Origin of the sequence: Exiguobacterium sp. s39 (assembly GCF_018618925.1) — a bacterium.
In the GTDB taxonomy this organism is placed as follows: Bacteria; Bacillota; Bacilli; order Exiguobacteriales; family Exiguobacteriaceae; genus Exiguobacterium_A; species Exiguobacterium_A abrahamii.
The window spans coordinates 61,152-84,399 of record NZ_JACSNA010000003.1 but is presented as its reverse complement, the minus strand read 5'-3'; the positions used below and the strand labels follow the sequence as shown (position 1 = coordinate 84,399).

23 protein-coding genes are annotated in these 23,248 nt (G+C 47.3%); 10 read left to right on the top strand and 13 right to left on the bottom strand.

Annotated features, from left to right (window positions below; genetic code table 11):
• The first annotated feature begins 6 nt into the window (after window positions 1–6).
• The 4 genes from KNQ11_RS13615 (at window position 7) to KNQ11_RS13600 (ending at window position 3,797) form a co-directional block, all read left to right on the top strand.
• Window positions 7–1,365, top strand: a complete 1,359-nt coding sequence (locus KNQ11_RS13615) for a sensor histidine kinase (protein WP_251139705.1) — start codon at window positions 7–9, stop codon at window positions 1,363–1,365.
• A gap of 93 nt (window positions 1,366–1,458) precedes the next feature.
• Window positions 1,459–1,836 (top strand): DUF1499 domain-containing protein, encoded by a 378-nt coding sequence (locus KNQ11_RS13610; protein WP_149428008.1) that lies wholly within the window; start codon window positions 1,459–1,461, stop codon window positions 1,834–1,836.
• Entirely contained in the window at window positions 1,833–3,260 is a 1,428-nt protein-coding gene (locus KNQ11_RS13605; protein ID WP_029342906.1) for a dihydrolipoyl dehydrogenase family protein, read from the top strand. The genes KNQ11_RS13610 and KNQ11_RS13605 overlap by 4 nt, the downstream gene beginning before the upstream one ends.
• A gap of 3 nt (window positions 3,261–3,263) precedes the next feature.
• The gene (locus KNQ11_RS13600) at window positions 3,264–3,797 is read left to right on the top strand and encodes a DUF420 domain-containing protein (protein ID WP_029342905.1); all 534 of its coding nucleotides are present in this window, start codon (window positions 3,264–3,266) and stop codon (window positions 3,795–3,797) included.
• A 42-nt stretch (window positions 3,798–3,839) separates the two neighbouring features.
• Here the strand turns inward: KNQ11_RS13600 and motB are convergent, their stop codons facing one another.
• The 3 genes from motB to KNQ11_RS13585 form a co-directional block, all read right to left on the bottom strand.
• Window positions 3,840–4,607: a flagellar motor protein MotB gene (gene motB / locus KNQ11_RS13595; RefSeq protein WP_029342904.1), complete on the bottom strand. Its 768-nt coding sequence runs from the start codon at window positions 4,605–4,607 to the stop codon at window positions 3,840–3,842.
• The gene (motA, locus tag KNQ11_RS13590; RefSeq protein WP_023469698.1) at window positions 4,582–5,367 is read right to left on the bottom strand and encodes a flagellar motor stator protein MotA; all 786 of its coding nucleotides are present in this window, start codon (window positions 5,365–5,367) and stop codon (window positions 4,582–4,584) included. Before motA ends, motB begins: the two co-directional genes overlap by 26 nt.
• Before the next feature lie 98 nt (window positions 5,368–5,465).
• Complete coding sequence (locus tag KNQ11_RS13585; protein WP_023469697.1) at window positions 5,466–5,705, bottom strand: hypothetical protein; 240 nt, start codon at window positions 5,703–5,705, stop codon at window positions 5,466–5,468.
• Between the two features lie 160 nt (window positions 5,706–5,865).
• Here KNQ11_RS13585 and KNQ11_RS13580 point away from each other — a divergent pair, with 160 nt between their 5' ends.
• On the top strand, window positions 5,866–7,257 hold the full coding sequence (locus tag KNQ11_RS13580; RefSeq protein ID WP_035395598.1) for a TrkH family potassium uptake protein: 1,392 nt from the start codon (window positions 5,866–5,868) through the stop codon (window positions 7,255–7,257).
• Between the two features lie 51 nt (window positions 7,258–7,308).
• Here the strand turns inward: KNQ11_RS13580 and KNQ11_RS13575 are convergent, their stop codons facing one another.
• Both KNQ11_RS13575 and KNQ11_RS13570 read right to left on the bottom strand, forming a co-directional pair.
• On the bottom strand, window positions 7,309–8,358 hold the full coding sequence (locus KNQ11_RS13575) for an SDR family oxidoreductase (RefSeq protein WP_244290071.1): 1,050 nt from the start codon (window positions 8,356–8,358) through the stop codon (window positions 7,309–7,311).
• A 14-nt stretch (window positions 8,359–8,372) separates the two neighbouring features.
• Window positions 8,373–10,508 (bottom strand): ATP-binding protein, encoded by a 2,136-nt coding sequence (locus tag KNQ11_RS13570; protein WP_214772256.1) that lies wholly within the window; start codon window positions 10,506–10,508, stop codon window positions 8,373–8,375.
• A 303-nt stretch (window positions 10,509–10,811) separates the two neighbouring features.
• On the opposite strand from KNQ11_RS13570, the gene KNQ11_RS13565 reads away from it, so the two are divergent.
• Together KNQ11_RS13565 and KNQ11_RS13560 are read left to right on the top strand one after the other, a co-directional pair.
• Window positions 10,812–11,198 (top strand): restriction endonuclease, encoded by a 387-nt coding sequence (locus KNQ11_RS13565; RefSeq protein WP_230088865.1) that lies wholly within the window; start codon window positions 10,812–10,814, stop codon window positions 11,196–11,198.
• A gap of 171 nt (window positions 11,199–11,369) precedes the next feature.
• Window positions 11,370–11,846 (top strand): LURP-one-related family protein, encoded by a 477-nt coding sequence (locus tag KNQ11_RS13560; protein ID WP_023469691.1) that lies wholly within the window; start codon window positions 11,370–11,372, stop codon window positions 11,844–11,846.
• A gap of 45 nt (window positions 11,847–11,891) precedes the next feature.
• Here the strand turns inward: KNQ11_RS13560 and KNQ11_RS13555 are convergent, their stop codons facing one another.
• The gene (locus tag KNQ11_RS13555) at window positions 11,892–12,515 is read right to left on the bottom strand and encodes a DUF1836 domain-containing protein (RefSeq protein ID WP_149428005.1); all 624 of its coding nucleotides are present in this window, start codon (window positions 12,513–12,515) and stop codon (window positions 11,892–11,894) included.
• A 115-nt stretch (window positions 12,516–12,630) separates the two neighbouring features.
• Between KNQ11_RS13555 and KNQ11_RS13550 the strand changes: the two genes are divergently transcribed.
• Window positions 12,631–13,278 (top strand): diacylglycerol/polyprenol kinase family protein, encoded by a 648-nt coding sequence (locus tag KNQ11_RS13550; protein WP_064300682.1) that lies wholly within the window; start codon window positions 12,631–12,633, stop codon window positions 13,276–13,278.
• Window positions 13,279–13,281: 3 nt separating this feature from the next.
• Here KNQ11_RS13550 and KNQ11_RS13545 read toward each other — a convergent pair whose 3' ends face one another.
• From KNQ11_RS13545 to KNQ11_RS13535, 3 genes are all read right to left on the bottom strand, one after another.
• Entirely contained in the window at window positions 13,282–14,142 is an 861-nt protein-coding gene (locus tag KNQ11_RS13545; protein ID WP_149428003.1) for a tetratricopeptide repeat protein, read from the bottom strand.
• A gap of 141 nt (window positions 14,143–14,283) precedes the next feature.
• Window positions 14,284–15,408, bottom strand: a complete 1,125-nt coding sequence (ald, locus tag KNQ11_RS13540) for an alanine dehydrogenase (protein WP_029342897.1) — start codon at window positions 15,406–15,408, stop codon at window positions 14,284–14,286.
• Between the two features lie 121 nt (window positions 15,409–15,529).
• Entirely contained in the window at window positions 15,530–16,747 is a 1,218-nt protein-coding gene (locus KNQ11_RS13535) for a PucR family transcriptional regulator (protein WP_035395605.1), read from the bottom strand.
• Between the two features lie 144 nt (window positions 16,748–16,891).
• Between KNQ11_RS13535 and KNQ11_RS13530 the strand changes: the two genes are divergently transcribed.
• Window positions 16,892–18,268: an alanine/glycine:cation symporter family protein gene (locus KNQ11_RS13530; RefSeq protein WP_214729074.1), complete on the top strand. Its 1,377-nt coding sequence runs from the start codon at window positions 16,892–16,894 to the stop codon at window positions 18,266–18,268.
• 55 nt (window positions 18,269–18,323) lie between these two features.
• Here the strand turns inward: KNQ11_RS13530 and KNQ11_RS13525 are convergent, their stop codons facing one another.
• From KNQ11_RS13525 to KNQ11_RS13510, 4 genes are all read right to left on the bottom strand, one after another.
• Window positions 18,324–19,181: a sulfite exporter TauE/SafE family protein gene (locus KNQ11_RS13525; RefSeq protein WP_214772254.1), complete on the bottom strand. Its 858-nt coding sequence runs from the start codon at window positions 19,179–19,181 to the stop codon at window positions 18,324–18,326.
• A 114-nt stretch (window positions 19,182–19,295) separates the two neighbouring features.
• Window positions 19,296–20,852: a solute symporter family protein gene (locus KNQ11_RS13520; protein ID WP_149428001.1), complete on the bottom strand. Its 1,557-nt coding sequence runs from the start codon at window positions 20,850–20,852 to the stop codon at window positions 19,296–19,298.
• On the bottom strand, window positions 20,849–21,175 hold the full coding sequence (locus KNQ11_RS13515) for a DUF485 domain-containing protein (protein ID WP_023469682.1): 327 nt from the start codon (window positions 21,173–21,175) through the stop codon (window positions 20,849–20,851). Before KNQ11_RS13515 ends, KNQ11_RS13520 begins: the two co-directional genes overlap by 4 nt.
• Window positions 21,176–21,438: 263 nt before the next feature.
• Window positions 21,439–22,086 (bottom strand): TVP38/TMEM64 family protein, encoded by a 648-nt coding sequence (locus tag KNQ11_RS13510; RefSeq protein ID WP_023469681.1) that lies wholly within the window; start codon window positions 22,084–22,086, stop codon window positions 21,439–21,441.
• A 238-nt stretch (window positions 22,087–22,324) separates the two neighbouring features.
• Here KNQ11_RS13510 and trhO point away from each other — a divergent pair, with 238 nt between their 5' ends.
• Complete coding sequence (gene trhO, locus KNQ11_RS13505) at window positions 22,325–23,239, top strand: oxygen-dependent tRNA uridine(34) hydroxylase TrhO (RefSeq protein ID WP_082627445.1); 915 nt, start codon at window positions 22,325–22,327, stop codon at window positions 23,237–23,239.
• The last annotated feature ends 9 nt before the right edge of the window (window positions 23,240–23,248 follow it).

The following is a 23,248-nucleotide window of genomic DNA, read 5'->3' as shown; positions in this document are numbered from 1 at the left end:
CGGTTCATGACGATCATCACGGTGACAGTCTTACTCGTCATCGGGATCCTTTCGTTCGTGACCTATAACTATTACTACGTGACGGCGACAGATGTCTTGAAACGTCATGCGAATGCGAGTGCTGTCTTATTTGCGAATAGCGGCCTTGCTTATGATTACGCCGATTCAGAAGCGACGATTCATGATGTACTCGATTCTTACGCTTATCCGGACGCCGAGATCGAAGTGTTGGATGCGACAGGGATTCCGCGTTACTCTTCGACCGGATTCATCTCGGAACGTAAGTTGACGCGAGCAGCGGTCAATCAAGTAAGGGCGGGACAGACCGTCACGAAACGATATGACGATGAAGCGACGGGAGAACATTTACTGGAAGTAACAGAACCTGTCGTATCGTTCGGTCAGACGAAGGGAGCGCTTCGTTATACAACGTCGCTTGAGCGAATCGATCGACGTGTGATCGAAATTTGTTTAGCGATCATCCTCCTGGGTACAGTTATTTGGGGACTTGCCTTCATCTATTCCTCGCGTCTCGTCTCGTCGATCGTCCGACCGATTCAAGAAGTCATCGGTGCATCGGACCAAATCGCGAAACAGCATTACGACGTCAAGGTGAACGAGGAATACTCGTTCGAGCTTGGAGAACTAGCGCGGACGATCAATTATATGGGGCAACAGATCAAACAGCAGGAAACATTGAAAGATGAATTCATTTCTGGTATTTCCCATGAATTACGGACACCGCTGACATCGATCAAAGGCTGGAGTGAAACGTTACTCGTCGAACAGGATCAGTTGCCGGAAGAGGCGTCGCTTGGGATGGGCATCATTCATTCGGAGACGGAGCGTTTGATTTCGCTCGTTGAGCAGTTACTCGATTTCTCGAAACTCGAGACGAGCCGCCTCGTCTTATACCGTCAGGAAGTCAACTTGACGGAAATCATCGAGACCGTAACGGCGCAACTTCGTCAAAAGCTGGAAGAAAAAAATGTCCAGATCGTACAGAAGTTACCGGCGCAAGTCGTCGGTCTATACGACGAAAACCGATTGAAACAAGTCTTTTTGAACCTGCTTGATAATGCGATCCGCTTTTCTCCAGTCGGTGGCACGATCACCATTCGACTCGTTCGTTCAGAGCGTGTGTTGTTCCTCTCCTTCAGTGATGAAGGACCTGGCATTCCGAAAGAGCACTTACGTCACGTCACAGAAAAGTTCTATCAAGTGCAAAAAGGAAAGGGCGGAACAGGGCTCGGACTATCGATTTGCCGAGAACTCGTCGAAGCACATGAAGGCAAGCTATTCATTGATAATCAGCCGGAAGGCGGCGTCATCGCGACGATTCTGCTACCTGTCACGAAAGCGTAAACACTGAGACGGGCAGAGTGAAACAGAAACTGGTAAAGTTAAGTGGATTATAGTACGAAATGGATCAGATGATAGGAAACGGAGGAATCAGTCATGGCACTTGGTGTTTCAAATGGTACGCTTCAACCGCTCTCTGGAAAACCGAACGCGGTATCTACTCAAACCGATCTACAGGATATGAAAATGCGTCCGCTCCCGTTCAAAGGAACGCTTGCAGATTCAAAGTTTCAATTACTACGTATCCTACAAAGCCTCGACCGCGTCAAAGTCGTCAAGGAGGAAGGGACATACATCCACGCCATCTTCACAAGTAAAGTCTTTCGCTTCAAGGATGACGTCGAATTTTACTTCGATGAAGTTGCACAGGTGATTCATTTCCGTTCGGCATCACGTGTCGGGTACTCCGACTGGGGCGTCAACCGTAAACGAATGGAAGACATTACGCGTCGCTACGAGGAGGGCTTGCGATGAAGACCTATCAATTAGTTGTCATTGGTGGTGGGGCAGCAGGGATGACGATTGCTGCCGGTGCAGCAAGTCTTGGCGCGCACGTCGCCCTGATCGAACGGCATACGCACCTAGGCGGAGATTGTCTCCATTATGGTTGCGTTCCTTCAAAGGCTTTGATCGAAGCGGCGCACGATGTCCATGTCATGAAGCGAACGGCTGAAAAGTACAACGTGACGCTGAACGGGGACGCGGTCTATTCGAAAACGAAAGCAAGCGTCGATCGGGCACGTAACATCATTCAATCACACGATGGCACGAAACGATTCGAAGACCTTGGTGTCGATGTCTATATCGGAGAAGCGACATTCCTCAGTGCTCATGAAGTGGAAGTGGCGGGACAGCTTGTCGTAGGTGAGAAGTTTGCGATCTCGACGGGATCTCAACCCATCATTCCACCGATTGACGGACTCGATACGATTGATTATTTAACGAACGAGACGATTTTCGAATTGACGGAGCGTCCGGAGCGACTGCTCGTCATCGGTGGTGGTGCGATTGGTCTTGAGTTATCGCAAGCGTATGCGCATCTTGGAACAGAAGTCACGGTCATCGAGGGTATGAAGACGTTACTCGGAAAAGAAGATCGCGACATGGTCGAAGTCATTCAACGTCAGCTCGAACAAGAATTGACATTACATCTCGATACGAAGGTCACGCACGTCCGCAAGTCGGCGGGGGGCATCGAAGTGACGGTCGAAGCAAACGGCGAATCACGTGTCATCGAAACGGATGCCGTGCTTGTAGCGGTCGGTCGTAAGCCACGCATCGAAGCACTACGTCTCGATCGAGCCGGTGTACACGTCGAAAAAGGATTCGTCCAGGTCGATGGTTCACTTCGCACAAGTCAACGACACATCTTTGCGGTCGGAGATACGATCAACTCGCTCCCATTTACGCATGTCGCAGGGCTTGAAGGAAAAACGGTCGTCACGAATGCTTTATTCGGTCTACGGACGAAGCCGGATTATCGGGCGGTTCCATGGGTCACATTTACGACGCCTGAATTATTCCATCTCGGATTGACGGAAGACGAGGCACGCAAGAAACATGGGGAGATCAAGGTCTATCAGACCGGTCTCGATGAAGTCGATCGTTTCGTCATCAATGGTCAGACAGAAGGGCGCGTCAAGCTCATCGCCGATAAGCGTGGAAAACTGATTGGAGCACATGCAATCGGAGAACAAGCGGGTGAGTGGATGCAAGAAGTCGTCTATGCGATGGCACGTAAAGATAAGGTCGGTCAATTGTCGCGTGTCGTCCACCCATATCCGATCCGTGGTGCTGCTGTTCAGCGTGCTGCTGATGTCTACTGGCGTGAACGTCTATTCGCTGGTCCGATCCCAAAATGGTTGAAACGTTATTTCGACTGGAAACAAGGAGAATGATTCATGCAACAACCTGCTACTAAACGGAATTTCGTTCCGCTCGTCATCCTGCTGACGCTTGTCATCAATTTGCTCGTGGCCCTTTTATTCTTTGCGCCACCAGTACAAGTTGATTCAGGATTCGATTGGACGTTGCTTCCTTTTTTGAATGCCATCTTTAATAGTTTTACCTTCATGCTGTTGCTCGGCGCTTGGATTTCCATTCGTCGTGGCAATCGGGTGAATCATCGTCGCTTCATTGGTGGTGCGATGATGACGACGACTTTATTCTTAATTTCGTACGTCACGTATCACGCCGTCAGTGAATCGACGAAATTCGGGGGCGAAGGTTTCGTTCGCCCTGTCTATTTCTTTATCCTGATTACGCACATCATCCTAGCTGCAGTCATCGTTCCACTTGTCTTGATGTCACTCGCGCACGCTGTGAATCAAAACTTCGAGAAGCATAAAAAGTGGACACGCTTTACGATGCCGCTTTGGTTATACGTCAGTTTGACCGGTGTCATCGTCTATATCATGATTCGTCCGTATTATTAAAAAAAGCTCCTTCGTGGCAACCACGAAGGAGTTTTTTTACGTTCAGGATTCGACTTTTGTTTCGTCGAGTACATTCGCTTTTAAGTCGATCAATGGTCGAATCAACACTTCGACGCGTCGATTCTGACTGCGACCTGCTTCCGTTTGATTGGACGCGATTGGTTGGAATTCACCGTAACCGCTGACGGTGAAGCGTTTTGGTTCAAGCTTTGGATTCCGTTGTAAGGCACGCATGAAACTGATCGCCCGGTCCGCACTCAGTTCCCAGTTCGACGGATACTGTGCTGTGTTGATTGGAATATTATCTGTATGTCCAGACACTTGAATCTGACGTTGCCCTGCTTTGACGAGTAGTGCACTCATCCCCTCTGCGATTTGAAGCGAGCGTCCTCTTACTTCTGCTTGAGCTGGTGAGAACAACGCGCGGTCGCGAATCGTAAAGACAAGTCCTTCATTCGTGATTTCGACCTTGATGTCTTTTTCAAGTTTTTCATTCTTAATGTATTGATTGGCTTCTTCTTTGATTTTTTCGAGTTCTGCGATTTCATAGCTTTGTGCCTTCGTCCGGGCATCGAGTTTTTTTGAATCCTCTTCTTCTTGAGTAGAGAGTGAGCTATTTGTAATCATCCCTGAACCACCATTGAAGACGGAGCTAAACGACTGGGACATTGCTTTTAGTTTCACAGCATCGACATTACTCGAAGCAAACAGAACGATGAAGAGCGCGAGAAGCAAGGTCAATAAGTCGGCGTAGGGAATTAACCAGCCTTCGGAGATATGTTCGTCATGCGGCTTCTTTTTCCGCTTCATAGTTCGCACGCTCCTTCGGTGTCAGGTACACGAGTAGCTTATCTTCTAAGTTCTTCGGGGATTCACCGTTTTGAATCGAGAGAATCCCTTCAATCATCATTTCATATAACTGAATCTCGCTTGCTGATTTTTGCTTCAGCTTTGTTGCGAACGGGAACCACAGGACATATCCGGTGAAAATCCCGAATAACGTCGCGATGAAGGCACCTGAAATCGCGTGACCTAATTTTTCGATATCCGATAAATCGGATAGGGCGGCAACAAGACCGACAACGGCACCGAGAACCCCAAGGGTCGGAGCATAGGTTCCAGCTTGCGTGAAAATGTTCGCATTGGCATGATGGCGTTCCGTCATGTTTTCGAGGTCACGTGTCATGACGTCCTCGACATATTCGGAGGGCTGCCCATCGATGACCATCATGACGCCACGCTTCATGAAGGCATTATCGACTTCTTCAAGTGCTGACTCGAGAGATAACAGACCTTCTTTACGTGCTTGCGTCGAGAGTGTCAAAAATTGTCCGAGCAACACCTGCTTCGTCATCAGCTTTTGTTCGAATAAGATGACTTTAAACAAGGCAGGTAAGACTTTCAATCGTTCCTTCGGGAAGGAGATCATGATGGCAGCTGCCGTTCCGACGAAGATGATGACAAGGGCTGCAGGGTTGAGTAGAGCGACTGGAGGCGCACCTTTTAAGATCATACCTCCGACTAGTGTGATGAGACCAAGAATGATCCCGATGATCGACACGATATCCATGATTGATGTGTGCCACCTTTCTGTATGTAATCCGTATAGGAACGAAAAATAAAAGAGCAGAAGACACTTCTTCTGCTCGGAAATCCAAAAACCGAGAATCAAGCGCCGTTTTCGTCGATTAGCATTTGAATGCTTTCGTTTCGTTCGTCACGCTCTATATCGGTCAGTACGTCGTATTTTTTTAACACTTGATACAATTCATTTAGAATCGGTTGCTCCAAATGTAATGATAAGAGTTCCTCGAATTGATAATACAATTGCGCAGGCATCCATTGTGATTGTCGTTCCAGCCTTCGCCAGACATCCTCAATCGAATGATCAGCCGTCTTAGGGTCCACTGTTTCCCTCAACCTCCTTTAATGATTACACGTCCACTTTTATCTAGTTTACCAAAAAAATACGAAAACGTTTAGTCGATTGCATATTTCGATAGAACTTCTTAATTCGAGGGAGTATGATAAAGACAATTCTGTCTGAAAACAATCTAGGGGGAGTAAGATGTTCTCGCATAAAAGACGTTCACGACTCGCACGCTTCGGGCGTTTAGGTGAATTGATGTACCATCAGCTATTCGATAAACCGGCACGCTTCATTGCGACTGGCTTTACATTGACGATTTTACTAGGTGGTTTTTTATTGTGGCTTCCGATTTCACAACAAGAGGGGCAAGATGTATCATTCATCGATTGCCTATTCGTTGCGACATCGGCAGGAACCGTCACAGGACTGTCACCGATTAATATTGCCGAATCCTATAATTTACTCGGTCAAATCATCATGATGCTCTTAATTCAGGTCGGTGGACTTGGATTCATGACGATCGCGCTCGTCTTGCTCAGCGTCACGGGACGAAAAATCGGGATTCGTCAGCGGATCATTATCCAAGAGATGTTTAATCTCGATAGTCCGGGCGGAACGATTCGTCTCGTTCGTAATATCATCGTCACGACGGTCCTCGTTGAAATCGTCGGCATGTTTTTGATTGCGCTTGATTTGTTCATTCAATACAAATACAGCTTCGGAAAAGCACTCTATTACGGTTTGTTCCACGCCGTATCTGCCTTCAACAATGCAGGATTCGCACTATGGGGTGATAATCTAATCGGTTTCCAACAAGATACGACATTCATTCTGACGATTGCAGCGCTCTTGATGATTGGTGGTCTTGGTTTTACGGTCATCGCGGATATCGCTGGTAAACGAAACTTCAAGAAAATTTCGCTCCATTCTAAATTGATGGTGCTATCACTACTCGTCATCAATGGACTAGGTGTTTTAGCAATGATGCTCTACGAGTGGGTTTCGAACTTGGGTTCATTAAAAGATGAATCGTTCTTCAGTGCGCTCCATATCGTGTTCTTTCAAGTCGTCACGACACGAACGGCTGGTTTCCAGACGATCGATTTAACGACGATGGTGCCGCTCTCGATCGGTTTGATGATGGTTTTGATGTACATCGGGGCAGGTTCCGCATCAACAGGTTCCGGGATCAAGGTCACGACGGCAGCGGTCATCTTGAAGAATGTCTGGACGTATATACGCGGACAGCGTGAAACGGTTCTGATGCGTCGGACTGTTCAGACGCAAGCGATTCAAAAGGCATATGCGATTGCTGTCTTCAGTTTATTGTTCATCGCTTTGATCACGACGTTCCTGGCGTTGACCCAGCCGAATATTTCCTTTATCGGTCTATTCTTTGAGACGGTCTCGGCATTTGGAACAGTTGGTCTTTCTTTGAACGTAACAGCTGAGCTCAATAGCTTTGGTAAGTTTTTAATCATGTTCATGATGTTACTCGGACGTGTCGGCTCCTTAACGATTCTGTTCACGTTCGCGACGCAACGTGATCGAACGATTCGTTATCCAAAAGAGAATATGTTGATCGGGTAACCGATGAAAAAGTCCAATCGACTTCCCTTGAGGAAGAACGATTGGACTTTTTTAGTGTGTCGCATGTATTTGGTAATACTGGACGAGCCGAGGCATCGTTTCTGCAAGGTCTGGACAAATAATACCAGTGTCCCGTAAGTCACGTAAGGCATGTGTCGTGTCGTATTGAACGGGATGAATGAAATAATCGAGTGTCTGACGTTGCACCTGAAGTCGTTTCGCGACAGCTGGAGTCAATGCCGTGCTAACGAGTCGAAACGGAACGATTCCGCGCGGATAACGTCCATAATAGGCGACGTGTAACATCTCAAAAATCGCGCGTGCGCCATGTGGGAATGGATCCGTCAGATGATAGGTCTTATTTCTTCCGACCGGTGCATGACTGAGATAAGCGGTCGCTTCAATGACGTAATCATAGGGCACGAGATTGACGAGTGCGTTTGCTCGACCGGGATACGGAAGAGGAGCAAAGGATTGCAGGAGACGCATCGCGTTCAAAACGAAATAAACACCATCCCATTTCGGTGTTTCGCCCGTTTCGGAATGGCCGACGACGATCCCAGGACGGATGATCGTATAGGGGATCGTTCCAATTTCTTTACGGAAACGTACTTCAGCGAGGTATTTCGTTTCTTCATAAGCATTTTTAAAGGCACTAGCTTGTAACTCATCTTCTAGAACCATTCCGGAACGAAGACCCGAGACATACGCTGTACTGAAGTAGATGTAACGCTCTAAGGTCCGACACGTATGAGCAAACTGTGTCACGTTCGCGGTACCGATCACATTGATCCGAAAGGCGGGTTCATATGCTGTTGCTAAATCATATAGCGCTGCGAGATGAAAGATGTGTGTGACATCTTGTTGCAAAATCATCCGCGTCTCTGATGATAAAGCAAGCTGTTCGACCGTGATATCCCCCTCATGTAACACGAGTTGATCTGGTCGTAAGGATGTACGTTCTAGAAGGTCCTGGCGTCGCTCAGCGGCCGTATTCCGCTCTGATGATAAATGAAGCAAATGAAAACAAGCGATTTGATCCGGTACACGTGCCAGTTGTTCGATCAGTTTGGTCGCTAAAAAACCGGGGAAACCCGTCATGAAGTAGGTCCGCATCAATTCCATTCCTTTCTTGGATCACATTCGAGTACAACGGTGAACGTCGAACCATCATTGATTTCTGATTCAACGGAAATCGCACCTCCGTGTGATTCGATGATTTCCTTACAGATGGCAAGTCCGAGTCCGGTTCCGCCGATTTTCCGGATGTCTGAGTTATCGACCCGGTAAAATTTCGTAAAGAGCTTTTCAAAAGCATTTTGTGGAATGCCGAGTCCATGATCAGTCACAGAGAACGTTGCTTGTTCCGGGTTTGCTGAAAGAAGGACTCGAATATGATCCGCCTGTGGAGAGTACTTAATGGCGTTCGAAAGCAAGTTCAAGATCACCTGCTTGATTTTGTGCTCGTCCGCAAAAATCAGAACAGGATCCTCTGGTAGTTCTAGATCAATTCGATGCGTCTCGACGGTCTCGCCATAGGCATCGACGGTTGATGCGAGAAGATCGCGCAACGAGAACGACGTGAAGGTATACTCCTGTTTTCCACCTTCTAGACGCTGAATGTCTAAAAACTCATTTAATAGCGTCGTCAATCGTTTCGTCTCTTCGTGGACGATCTCAACATACCGTTCGATTCGATCAGCCGATTGTTTTTTATATCGTAGTAATTCCATATAGCCAAGAATGGAGGACAGTGGCGTGCGCAACTCATGCGATACTGTACTGACGAGTTCGTCCTTTACTTGATCCATCTTCGCTTCCTCTGTCCGATCACGGAAAACAAATAGGAAGCCATGACGAGAAATGCGGCTCTTCTCCTTTTTGATCGCAGTCGCATAAAATTCGAAATAAAGTGGGCTGGACTCATTTGGTCGCTGTAACGTGAAACGAAACGATAGTTCAGAATGTTTTCCGGCGAGTAATTCTTCTACTTGTCGGAGCATCTCGAATCGAGTGTTCAAATCGAGATTCGGAATCAGACTGATTCGTTCTTGAATCTTACTTGGTGCAATGCCTGGGACATCGAGTAATTTGCGTGCTTTGACGTTCATGAAGATGAAACTTCCATCCTCTTCTGTCAGTAGGAACCCTTCATTGGATGCCTGAAGAATCGATTGTGTGATATCACGCTGACGCATGATGGCATTTTTTTCGCGTTCAAGCATTTTCTCAATCTTTTTTCGTTCTGTAATATCACGAACGACGGCGACACGCATCCGGATGTTGTTGTAGATGATTTCACGCGGAAACACTTCGATTTCGACAGAAGTTCCATCGGCACGTTGACCGAGGACTTCGTATGGTTCTTCTCGATGCTCCTCGATGCGTTGTAAGACACGCGCGTGATGATCCGGATGAATCAATTCAAGCGTCGTCTTGCCTTTCATTTTCTCGAGTTTCGTCCGGAAAATGACTTCTGCTGCGCGATTGGCATCGATGATGATGCCGTGGTCATGAAAGATAACGGCTTCAACGACGGATTCCGAGAAGAGTCGGAAGCGGCGTTCGCTTTTCGTCAGATGCCATTCGATTTGTTTTTGCGGTGTGATGTCCTGAATGAGAAGGAAGTACGTATCGTTTGGCAACCGTGTCATATAAAGGCGTCCATGGAACGTTGAGCCATCCAAACGATGATAGGTCCATTCATTTTCGGCTTCCCGTCCATGCAGTAAAAACAGTTGCGCGTCCGATAAGTCTTTTAAGTTCAATTGTTCGAGATGTTGACGGCGGGTAGCGATTTCCTTCGCATCATGTAGAATCGTCGCTTGGAGACCAATGATGTCTTCGGCATGCTCGAAACGGAATAAGGTGCTTGCCACTTCGTTACAAGTTTGAATCCGAAACTCCGAGTCGGTGATGAATAGAGCAGTATCTAGTGTTGAATTGAATAAGTCCTCGATTTTCAGGGGAGCGACATGGACAAGAAAATAGTCCGTCGCTTCAATCGCTGTGACTGTTAATTGATGTGTCGTTGAAATGACGGCTTCCTTCTGTAATGGAAAGAAATCATCCGTGATGGGAAACAGCTCCTGAACGGTTTCGATATTCGGAGTGTTCATGAACTGGTGTTGAAACGCGTCATTATGAAATTGAATCCTTCCATTTGCATCGACAAGAATAACGGGGTCTTTCATAGCACGTAACGTCGCGTGAATGATTCGTAGCGATGAAGGGGATGAATGTTCTGCCATGAGCTACCTCCTGACTGGTCTTCGACCATGGATTTTAAGACAGTCTTTCCTCGTTAGTTTACTTCTGCAAGACGAGTCGTGTTTCCTGTTGAAGGAAGCAACCGACGAAGAATTTTAGTATAGTGAAAAAAAGGTCACGACGAAGTAGAGGGGAAAAGCACGATGAAACGATTAAAACGAAAACGATTGTTACTAGCAGCTTTGTTTGCAATGATAGGAATTTTCGGAACTTATTTTTTTTCGAGTTCTTGGGAACCTTTAATCTTAATCATCAGTATAGTAGGGTGTATCCTTTTTCTTCTTTTGTCCATTTTAACGCCGTCGCTTGAAAAACGACTCGATCGAATGGAAGGACGAGAATTTGAAGAATGGCTTGCCGATTTATTTGAAACAGCAGGATATCGGGTCGAGTTAACACCTGCTTCACGCGACTTCGGAGCAGATTTGTTGATAGAGGATGAACGAGGGTATAAGATTGCCATCCAGGCAAAGCGATATAGTGCGGCTGTAGGGCTCGAAGCGGTTCAACAGGTCGCTGCCTCGGTTCCATTCTACGGGATGGACGAGGGGTGGGTCGTTACGAATTCGACCTTTACGGAAGCTGCGTATCAGCTAGCGGAACCAAATCAGGTTCGCCTCATTGATCGGGAAGAATTGCTCGCATTTGCAAAGGAGATGAACCTGCATTGAACATGTCGAATGATTGTCGACAAAAGGGGGTTGTCAATTTGGAGAAACGGTGCAATAATCATTTTCGTTAACGAAATATCATACAGATAAAGAAAGTTAAACTATACAGGATGTCTAAATAAACTGGGGACGAAAAACCAGCACGTTTTAGCAGTGAGAGGAGAATTTCTGTTGCGCAAAGTTGTCTATGTGCAGGGTTGCGTTTTTTCGCAAGGTCATGCCGCGATTTATGATGAAGCGCACCAAATGATCGGTGCGGTTCAACACGACGAGAATGGTCGTGTTCAAGTAATGAATGGTGAAGGTAGAGGGGTAGCGTTTGGTAAGTTCATTCCGACGTGTAAGAAGTGGGTCGTGATGAACCATGATGGACAAGAGGTAGGTCAAATGCGTGAGAAGTTTTCGCTCTTCTCGAAGAAATGTGAGTACAACGTGTATGAGCGTGGTACATTCACGATTTCCTTCGACCTGACAAAAGGAAAATTCTCCGTACGGAGTGCAGCTGGAGAAGTCGTTGCTGAATTGTTGCAAGACGGTGATGAGTACCGTCTCGTCAAGGATGCGGACAAACTCTCGATGTACGAACTACTCTCTGTCTTGAAAAGTCTGACGAACAACGTCCACTATAAATCACTGACAGCCGTCTAAATAAAAAAAGATGCCTTCCATGACATGGATGGCATCTTTTTTTCATCATGTCGTTTGCAGAACATGATGGAGGCGTTGTTTCGCTTCGTGTGTTAAATGCGATACACGACGGGCATAGAGACACAGTTGGAGAACGTGGACAGTTTCAGGGCGGTAAGCGTTAATGCGCTCGAGCGAGCGTCTGAGACGCTTCTCCGTCAATTCGATCGGACCACTTGTCTCCGCGTGTTGCGTATAGACGAGATAAAAATTAAGCGGACTGATTAAATCATCCTCATCAATATTCGGATTCTTGAAGACGATCGTCAGCAGTTCTCGTGTTTCTTCTAACGAGAAGAGGTGTTTTAAATCATCCAGTAAATAGATGATCGAAGCCTGATTGATCGAGTACTTCTTTCCGCGATGCGGTACGCCGATGATGTCCCGGACTTCACGTTTTGTCCAGTTCTGGATCGTCGTCGCTGACATATGTTCGCCGATCAGGGCATTTGCCAAATGAACGATTTCATTGATGGATAGACCATTTTTTAATGGATCGAATTGCTTCAAGCGATTGATGACCTTCGGCAATTCTATGCCTTCCGTTGCGACGAGGGGTTCGATTCCTTTTCCTTCGTTCAAGCGTTGCAGACAACTTGATAATGTTTGGACTGCTTGAGCATCATACATTTCCAAAACTTCCTCTCTAGGACGTCATTTGACCTTATGTTATCAAATGAAGGTTCAATAGGGCAAATGGCAACTGAAACAACGTACAATAATAGGAAAGAAAGGGGGAATGACGATGGAATGGATAGCTGCTCTTGGCACGATTGGAATCGTCGGGCTAGTTCTCGTCATCCTGGAAGTCATTGGACGCCGTTTCGGCTTTTCTCCCGAGACGGTTCGAAAATGGATTCATATTGCTGTCGGTCACTGGGTATTTCTTGCGCTGCTCTGGCTGGATCACTGGTACGTTGCGATCGTACCGTTGTTATTCTTTGCTGTCGTGAATCTAGTGACACTACGAAAAGGAATCGGTCAGATGCACGACGTCGATCGTCCTTCTTACGGAACGGTCTATTATCCACTCGCTCTAGCGGGACTCGTCCTGTTCTTCTTCGAGCGACAGCCGATGGCGCTCATTGCGGGAAGCATGGTGCTTGCTTGGGGTGACGGTCTCGCGGCTCTCGTCGGAAAACGCTACGGAAAGACGTTTTACGTCCGTGGTGAGACGAAACGATCCTTTGAAGGAAGTATCGCCCTATTTTTGGCGTCATTCCTCGTGTTGACCGTGACGTTCTTGTTTTATGGACAACCGGTTTGGCTCGCTGTCAGTTATGGCTTCTTGCTTGCGAATATCGCAGCCTTGATCGAAGCGATTTCATATCGCGATCTCGACAACTTGATCTTGCCATGGACGATCGCGGCACTCGTCGCGTTTGCTTTTTAACGTTCAGTCGCGTAACAACAATTGTTTGAAATAGAGAAAGCGTAATCGAATATAGTCCGGATACGCACGCCAACCTGCATGACGGATGGTCATATCCCGACACATATCCTGAAAGACATGGCGATAGATCTTTTCTTCGGAATCGTCATAAACAGCTGCGAACAAGCCATGCTCGAGCATGTTGGAAAGGCATTCGTCGAGCTTAGCGTAGAGGGTCTCGTCGCTGTCTTCGCGCAATGTAGCATGCAGCTTCTCATATTGAATACTTTGATTGACAGAAGCTGTCGCATGAAAGACGGTGGTTTTGTCGAGATGAGATACGCCAAGGATTAAGGCATAGAGTGCTTCCAACATGTCGATCGAATGACCGTCTAATTGTTGGATGGAATCAATGGCCATCAGCGTATCGATTCCAGATGCGCCAACCTTCTTTAAATATGTAAACGCATGAACAGCTGACTCCCCATAAAATTGACGATGATTGTAATGGACGGCAAGGAAACGATGTCCTGCTGGCTCTTCAGGGAACCGTGTGATGGCTGAAAGGAAAAACTGTTCTGCTTCGTGCATATATCCTTCATCTTCACTGATGATACCGAGGAGTATGTATCCGTGCACATGCTCACCGAGTTGCTGATGTGTCTCTTCGATCAGCCGGCGCGCTTGAGTGTGTTCGTTCTTGAAGTAAAGGGAATGAGCTGTAGCGATGTTGAGCAATGGATGAGATGGGACGAGAACACGTAAGCGCTCGGTTGCGGCAATACGTACGCTCTCTTCTGTATCGGATGTCAGTGCTTCGAGTAACGCGACTTCAGCGACGTGGCTCTGAAGTTCAAGAGAATGGGCGGTTATGGTTTGTGTCATGTAATGAGATCCCCTCTACTAGTTCAAAATCATAAGTCTTCGTTTCTCATCATATGACAAGCCGAGTGCTGCCTCAAGAAGCAATAAAAAATAGTCGATGGTTCCTCAAAAAGGAATCATCGACTATTTCTACTTTCAAGATCATGCGTGTAGGTGAAGCACATCTTCAACGGATTTGTACGTGTATCCGAGATCGCGTGCGACTGCTTCGTACGTGACGAATCCTTGCGCGACGTTCAATCCTTTTTCAAGAGCATCGTTTTCAGCAAGCGCACGGTGTGTGCCTTTGTTCGCGAGCTCAAGGACATACGGAAGCGTTGCGTTCGTCAATGCTAGTGTAGACGTACGTGGAACGGCACCTGGCATGTTCGCGACAGCGTAATGAACGACACCGAATTTTTCATATGTTGGGTCATCATGCGTCGAGATACGGTCGACCGTCTCGAAGATACCACCTTGGTCGATGGCAACGTCAACGATGACAGCGCCCGGCTTCATGCGTTTGACCATGTCGGCAGTGACGAGTTTCGGTGCTTTTGCACCTGGAATCAAGACAGCACCGATGACGAGATCACTCTCAGCGACCGCTTCAGCAATCGTGTACGGGTTGGAGATCAACGTGTTGATCGAGTTACCGAAGATATCATCGAGCTGACGAAGGCGCTCTGGGCTGACATCGATGATTGTGACATCCGCACCAAGACCAACCGCGAGTTTCGCAGCATTCGTTCCGACGACACCGCCGCCGATGACTGTGACTTTTCCACGACGAACCCCAGGAACACCTGCAAGCAGGATGCCCATACCACCGTGTGGTTTTTCCAAGAACTGTGCACCGATTTGCGATGCCATACGTCCTGCGACTTCACTCATTGGTGTTAACAATGGAAGGGTGCGGTTCTTTTCAACCGTCTCATAAGCGATTGCTGTGATGTTCGAATCAACGAGTGCACGTGTCAGTTCTGGCTCAGCCGCTAAGTGAAGATACGTGAACAATGTCAGATCCGGACGGAAGTATTGGTACTCTGAAGCGATCGGCTCTTTAACTTTTAAAGCGAGTTCGGCTGTTGCCCAGACTTCAGCAGCAGTCGCGATGATTTCAGCACCTGCTTTGACGTACTCTTCGTTCGTGAAGCCACTCCCCATACCTGCCATTGATTCAATGATGACGCGATGTCCTTGTGCATGTAACGCTGCTACCCCGGCAGGTGTTAATGCAACACGGTTTTCGTTGTTTTTGATTTCCTTTAATACTCCAATGATCATGTGAACGCGATCCCCTTTCGCAAATAAACAAATCAATTTCTCTTCATCTTCAGTATACGAGAAATGAAAGCGTTCTACTTTATCGGTGTTTTCAAAAATAACCGATATCCTTTGTGAAAAATCACAAAGGATATCGGTCTGCTTTTAGATACAAATAAAGTAAGGAGCGTTCAGGTAAAGATTCCATTCGAATGCCCGCTTCCTCCTCGATCCGTCGCATCCGATAGAGGATCGTATTCGGATGGACATGGAGATGGGAAGCGACTTGTTTGACGTTTCCATCATAATGAAGGAACCATTCTAGCGTCTCACATAAGGAGGAGGCATGTTTCACATCGTAAGCACGCAGCCGTTCGATTTCTTCCAAGCGAACCGTCCGCCGTCGCAGACGCTCCGAGAAAATCGGTAAGAGCTGGAATAAGCCGAGGCGTTCGTAACGGGTCACGTTCTTCAGCTCAAATGGGAAGGCGTCTTTTAGACGCAAGACAATGCCCGCTTCTTCATAGCGCTCGGGAATCGCTTGGACGCCGGTGAAGACTTCACTACTTGCTGCGACGAAGTCCGTATAATCGAACCGCTCCGCGAGTAATTGTCGAAACGACTGGATGAAGGCGTCAAACTGCAGACGTTCTTGTTCTGCGTCGCGGTCGTTTGTGCTGATCCACAAGATGAAATCCGTCTCATCATACGCATAAAGTAACGGACGAACCGTCTGCTGAATCGTCAATAAATAGCGCAGGCGATCGGCGAGACGCGGTGTGATTGCCTCTGAAAACCGAATGACCGTCAAACGACTGATGCCAGGTGGTGCGACATGGAGTTTAGAGAACATCTTCAGGATTTCCGACTCGGATAATTCTTCATGTAATAACTCGAAGAAAAACTGTTCCGTCTGCTCTTCCTTCCGTTTTTTCTGCATGTCGATCGCCAGTAACTGACGTTGAGCAAGTAGAGCTCCTTTCTTTAAGTCCGCTAGTTCCGAAGGAGTAAACGGCGTGCTTCGGGCAATCGACCAGATATAGCCGAGAATTTCTGAATCTTGCTTGATCGCAATGGCGACACGGTCATTCAGTCCGACATCCGTGCGTGCAGAAATAATGAGTGGATCATCTTGTGTAGCAAGGCTCTGGATGACTTCATCTTTCCAGAGTTGGTCGATGACCGATTCCGGTACCCGGCGACCAATGATCGTTGCGACACGGGCAGGGTCTGTATCGGCCGTATGCGTACTATACGCAAGAAGGCGGTGATTGCGATCTTCAATCGTAATCGGGGCATTCAAGGCAATACCGATCGCTTCCGCTAAGTCGTCTAAGGAATGATATGAAGCTTCTAACATGGGATTTCCCTTCTTTCTCTTTCACTCGATAGTTTTAGTATATCTTCTATTGTGTAAAATCACAAAAAGTATTCTTTTGTATTGTAAGAAAACACAACTACATGCTACGGTAAGCCTCGGAAAAGAGAGAGAGGATGAAATGGCATGGAAGTGTTACGTCTGATATCGGCTTGGGTCTGGGGGATTCCGAGTATGATGTTGTTGGTAGGAACAGGAGTGTACTTTACGATCCGCTTACGTGGTCTTCAGTTTCGGCGTTTAAAACAAGCGTTTCAATTATCTGTTCAAAAATCAGGGCAAGGTGAAGGTGAAATCAGTAGCTTTCAGATGTTGATGACGTCCCTCGCGGCGACGATCGGAAACGGAAACATCGCAGGGATCGCAGTCGCCTTGACGATGGGCGGACCGGGCGCAGTCTTTTGGATGTGGGTCATCGGTTTAATTGGAATGGCGACGAAATATGCAGAAAGCCTCCTTGCCATTCTCTTTAGAAGTCGAAACGAACGCGGCGAAGCCGTCAGTGGACCGATGTATTATATCGAGAAGGGACTAGGACCTAAATTTAAACTACTCGCCATCCTGTTTGCGGTATTTGGTTTGATCGCATCATTTGGTGTTGGGAATACGGTGCAAGCGAATGCGATGGCAACGGTGCTTGAGCAATCGTTCCGTGTGCCGCTGCTAGTGTTCGGCATTCTGCTCGCGATTGCGGTCTACGTATCAATTCGTGGTGGGCTCGAACGCGTCAGTGCGATCTCGACGATCTTCGTTCCGATCATGAGCTTACTCTATATCGGTGCCGCTTGTGTCCTTTTAGTATTGAAGGCAGATCAGATTCTACCAGCCTTTGGTTTAATCTTTGAGTACGCCTTCCAGCCGCTTGCGCCAGCGGGAGCCTTCACCGGTGTATCAATCATGATGGCGATGCAAGTCGGTGTAGCACGTGGTATTTTCACGAACGAAGCAGGACTTGGGACAGCAGCATTGATTGCCGGATCTGCGAAAAGTGAGCGTCCGGTCGAACAAGGATTGATTTCGATGACGAGTACCTTCATCGTGACCTTGATCGTTTGTACGATGACGGCACTCGTCCTTCTGACGACAGGTTTTTGGGATCCGTCAGGTGGGCTGCATTCAGGTATGATGCATGATGCGAATCTTTCCGGGGCAGCACTGACAGCAACCGCCTTTGCGAGTGTTCTTGGATCATTTGGAGAATGGACGGTCGCTTTCTCCGTCTTCTTCTTCGGTTATTCAACGATCATTGGTTGGTATGTCTATGGAGAGAAGTGCTTGGAGTACTTGAGCGGTACGACACGCTTCAACGAAGGATACCGCGTGTTCTTTGCGCTCGCAGCCTGTTATGGTGCGGTCGCGCAATTAGAACCGTTGTGGCTGGTCGCGGATATTGCAAATGGATTAATGATGATTCCGAACTTGATTGGAATGTTGTTCTTGTCGCACTTAGTCATTGAACAAACGAGAGACTATGAACGAGCCGGTCACAAACGAGTGGCTTAACGGAAAAAAGCGGTGATGCCTGATAGGGGCATCACCGCTTTTCTGATGAGACGATTCATCCATTCGTTCGATGACGGCTGTAGATGAGGAGTGTCAGTAAGAAAATCAAACTAAGCGCAACGAGAACGGAGAGTGAAGCGACGTTCCAGCCGATGACCTCGAGTAACACACTGACCGCAACCGTCAAATAGAAGATACCGAGGTACTTTTTGACGAACGGACTTTCGAAATGCGTCAACTGCTTCGCGCCAATCGGTGCTCCGAGCAAGGCGCCGACGATTAGCATGATCCCGACGAGGATATCGATATTCGTGCTCGCGACCGTATAGTTGACGAGTCCCGATAGGACGATCAGTAACGCGGAAGCAATACTCGTTCCGACTGCACGTTTCAACTCATAGCCAACGATCCCGACGAGTAACGGTGTGATGATGAATCCACCGCTGACACCGAGAAGCGAAGAGATGAATCCAGCGAACAGACCAGTGAAGGCAAGAGCGAGATATCGATTTTTCCAACCCGTCTGTTCACCGATCGTTGTTTTCGGACGTAAGAACTTATTCGCGAAGTAGAGTAAGAGTCCGATATAAACGATCGAGATGACGAGATGAGCACCGTTGACTTCTTCTAAACGAAGAACAAGTGGTGTCGCGATCGTCGAACCGATGATTCCAACACCCCCGACGACAAGGCTATCGCGCCAGACGACATTTTTAAGACGTAAGTGAGAGATCGTACCTGAAACCGTTGATCCGAGAGTCAACATGAGACTAGTCGCGATCGCAACGCTTGGAGCATATCCTAAAATGAGTAGTAGGGGCGTCAAGATGATACCGCCACCGATTCCGAAAAAGCCGGAGATGATTCCAATGAAAAATCCGAGGATTAAGAAATAATAAAAAGCGAGATCCATGTACAGTCTTCCTTTCCTTTTCTTCTCTATTATCCACTTAGTATGGCAATGAATGAGAAGAATGTAAAAGGGGACGGCTCCTTCAAGGGGGTTGAAGGAGCCGTTAAGGGGAACTTATTCTTTTGATGCGGCGACTTCCGTGGCTGCATCGATACCGGTATTGGCCTTGACTAAGATACGCTCGAAGTTACCGGCAACTTCGTTCGATTTCGTCAACAATGTCCCGACGATGGCTCCGAGGAAGCCAAGTGGGATGGAGACGATTCCTGGATTCGTCAGCGGGAAGAGGGCTTCCCCGACGAACAAGGCTGAACCGTCGACTGCCCAAATATTTGGACTGAGTGCGACGAGAATCAGTGAAGAGAATAACCCGACGACCATACCTGTGACAGCTCCGCCAGTATTGAAACGGCGCCAGAAGATCGTCAAGAGAATGACTGGCAAGTTGGCACTTGCCGCGACAGCAAAGGCAAGCGAAACGAGGAACGCGACGTTCATCGTTTGTGCGAACAATGCCAGTACCATCGAAATCAAGGCGACGGCGATGGAAGCGAGTCGTGCTGCCGTCATCTGTTCTTTTTCCGTTGCTTGTCCTTTGCGAAGAATATGACTGTAGAAGTCATGGGCAAAGGCGGATGCTGCGGATAAGACGAGTCCCGCAACAACGGCGAGGATCGTCGCAAAGGCGACCGCGGCAACGAACGCAAAGAGTAAATCGCCACCGAGTGCTTGAGCGAGAAGTGGTGCCGCCATGTTACCGGCAGCATTGGCAGCAATGATATCTTCAGAACCGACGAAAGCAGCGGCACCAAAGCCGAGGAAGATCGTCAAGATATAAAAGGCACCGATGATCCACGTCGCATATACGACGGATTTACGAGCAGTCGGAGCATCCTTAACAGTAAAGAAACGAATCAAGATATGTGGTAATCCAGCCGTTCCGAGAACGAGTGCGAGATTCAATGAAATCGTATCGAGCGGTAATTTGAACTTGTTTCCGGGATTCAAGAATGAATCACCGAGCGGTGTCGCTTGTTTGACTTCTGAAAACATCTTGAAGATCGAAAAATCGAACTTGGCGAATACCATGAACGAAATGACAGCTGTTCCTGCCATCAAGAGAATCGCTTTGATGATTTGGACCCATGAGGTCGCTGTCATACCACCGAAGACAACGTAGACTGTCATCAAGATACCGACGATGATGACACTTGTCGTGTAAGGAATTCCTAATAACAGTTCAATCAAGGCACCCGCACCAACGAGTTGCGCAATCATATAGAAAATCGAGATCGCGATGGAGTTCATGGCGGCGACTCCTCGAACTTTTGAAGCATTGAAACGAGCGGCAATCATATCCGCCATCGTGTACTTCCCAAGGTTCCGAAGTGGTTCGGCAACGAGGTACAAGACAACCAGATAGGCAACGAGGAAGCCAATCGAGTAGAAGAATCCGTCAAATCCGGCTAAAGCGATCATCCCAGCAATTCCGAGGAACGAGGCAGCGGACATATAGTCGCCGGCAATCGCCATCCCGTTTTGTGCACCAGTGAGTCCGCCATCCGCTGTATAAAAGTCGTTAGCAGTTTTTGTTTTACGAGCAGCAAAGTATGTAATGACGAGCGTCAAACCGACGATCGCCGCAAATAAGGCAACGGCAGTATAATTCATTTCGACTCCTCCTTGATCTGTTCGACGAGTCGATCAAAGGCACGTGCTTTTTTGCTGTACATCATGCAGAACGTCCACGTCATGATGAACTGAGCAAAAGCGAAGATCCAAGCACCTGTAATATCACCGAACACCGGCTGATTTAAAATCGTGAAGTAGCTTGTTAAAATCGGAAGCGTAAAATAAAAAATAAGACAGAAACTGATGGCTGGAAGAATGAAGCCATTCTTTTGACGCATCAATTGTTGAAAAGTAGCGCTCTCGACGATTGCTGGAGCGGATTGAGTCGCTTCATTTTTTTGAACTTCGGACACTTGATGCATGAGGACGCCTCCTTTAAGGAATGAATGTAAATTCATTATAAGGATGTCGTTTCTGGAAAAGCTATCCTAATTTTTAAGAAGAAAAGCTCATTATTATATTAATATTGGTCATACCAATTTAATGTAAGCGTTTTCAATATTGAACATTGTTTGAACGTTATTTTTATATATTAATTATGTCGGAAAATGATTCAAAAGACCTATTACCCGGAAAATGAGAACAACTTAAAAAGCCTGCCTATGGAATCATAGACAGGCTTGAGTCATTTTTCAGATGGACGTTCGATCTTATCTTCGATTTCCCGTAAATGATCCGCACGTTTTGAGAGCGCACGACGCTTCAGCCATTCTTCCGTACCGCGACTGACTCCCCAGATGGCGAGTAAAATTAAAAATAGAAGGACAAGACGCATCGGACGTTCAAGGAACGTGGACCATTCCTTTCCGATTAGCGAGAAGATGATGACGACGATCAGACGACCGGCACCAGCAGCGATCAAATACGTCCGCAGCGATAGTTGAATCATGGCGGAAATGGACGTGATGATGAACGCAGGCATGAACGGAAGCGAGAAAAAGAATCCGAGTGAGATGGGACTCATGTGACGAACACGTTCGATCCACTGTTGTGCGGCATGGTGTTTTTCAAGCCAACGCGTAACCGGACGACGAAATAGATATCGAATACAAGCGAAGACGACGAGTGATCCAAGCATGCTCCCGACCCATGATACGAGAACACCCATACCAAAACCATAGGTTGCCGCATTCGCGGAAATGATCAGGACGAGTGGCAGGAAAGGAAATAGAGACTCAAGAAACGGGGCAATCAAACCGGTGGCAGCTCCTCCAGGTAAGTCTTGGAGAAAGAAAATCATCTGCTCGATCCAGTCACGAAGTGTATGGAGCATTCGGAATCCTCCTTGCGAGATGTACTACTGTGTTTTATTTTACCTCTTTCTGATTCAGAAAGGGAATGAAATTCCTTGAAAGGGATTCAGGAATTGTAGATTGTACATTCGAAAGGGAGTTGGTATTATACTTAAATGGGTGCGTTTTGCAGGCGTTCCCAGCTAGTCAATAGCTAGACGCTTCGTTTGCCAACGTTCGTTTTACTGCAAAAAACTGACATGGGGGCTAATGAGGAATATGAAACCTTATCGCGTACTATTATTTTATAAGTATGTTCCGATCGAAAATGCGGAACAGCTAACGAAAGAGCATCTTGCTTACTGTAAAGAGCTCGGTATTAAAGGTCGGATTTTGATCGCACCAGAAGGAATCAACGGCACACTCTCTGGAACGGTCGAACAAACGGAACAATACATGAAGGACTTGACGGCGGATCCACGATTCGCTGACATCGAATTCAAAATCGATGAAGTCGAAGGGCACGCCTTCAAAAAGACGTTCGTCCGTTACAAAAAAGAACTCGTCACATGGCGTTTTGAGGATGAATTCAACGTACCAGAAGAACACGCTGCGTATCTTGAACCAGCAGAGTGGAAAGAAATGATGAAACAAGATGATGTCGTCATTCTCGATGTACGCAACAACTATGAATACGACCTCGGACACTTCAAGAATGCTGTAAAAGTGGATGTCGATGCTTCACGGGAATTCCCGGAGTGGCTTGACGAGAACGAGCATTTGTTTGAAGGGAAAAAGGTTCTCACATACTGTACGGGTGGCGTTCGTTGTGAAAAATTCACGGCGTACTTCCGTAAACGGCAACAGAGTGATGATATCTTCCATCTTAAAGGTGGAGTCGTCATGTACGGAAAAGATGAACAGACGCAAGGAGAAGACTGGGAAGGCGAACTGTACGTCTTTGATGAGCGTGTACAAGTTCCTGTTAATGCCGTTAATCCTTCTGTCGTCTCAGAATGTTACTACTGTGGAAAACCGGAGACGCGCTACGTTAATTGTGCAAACCCGGAATGTAATCGACAGCACTTCTGCTGTGAAGAATGCGAACCAAAAGTCATGCGTTCGTGTTCCGATGAATGCCGGGAGCATCCGCGCAACCGTTATGAAAAAGAGCAACAAGAAGAATTAGTATAAGGCACGCGT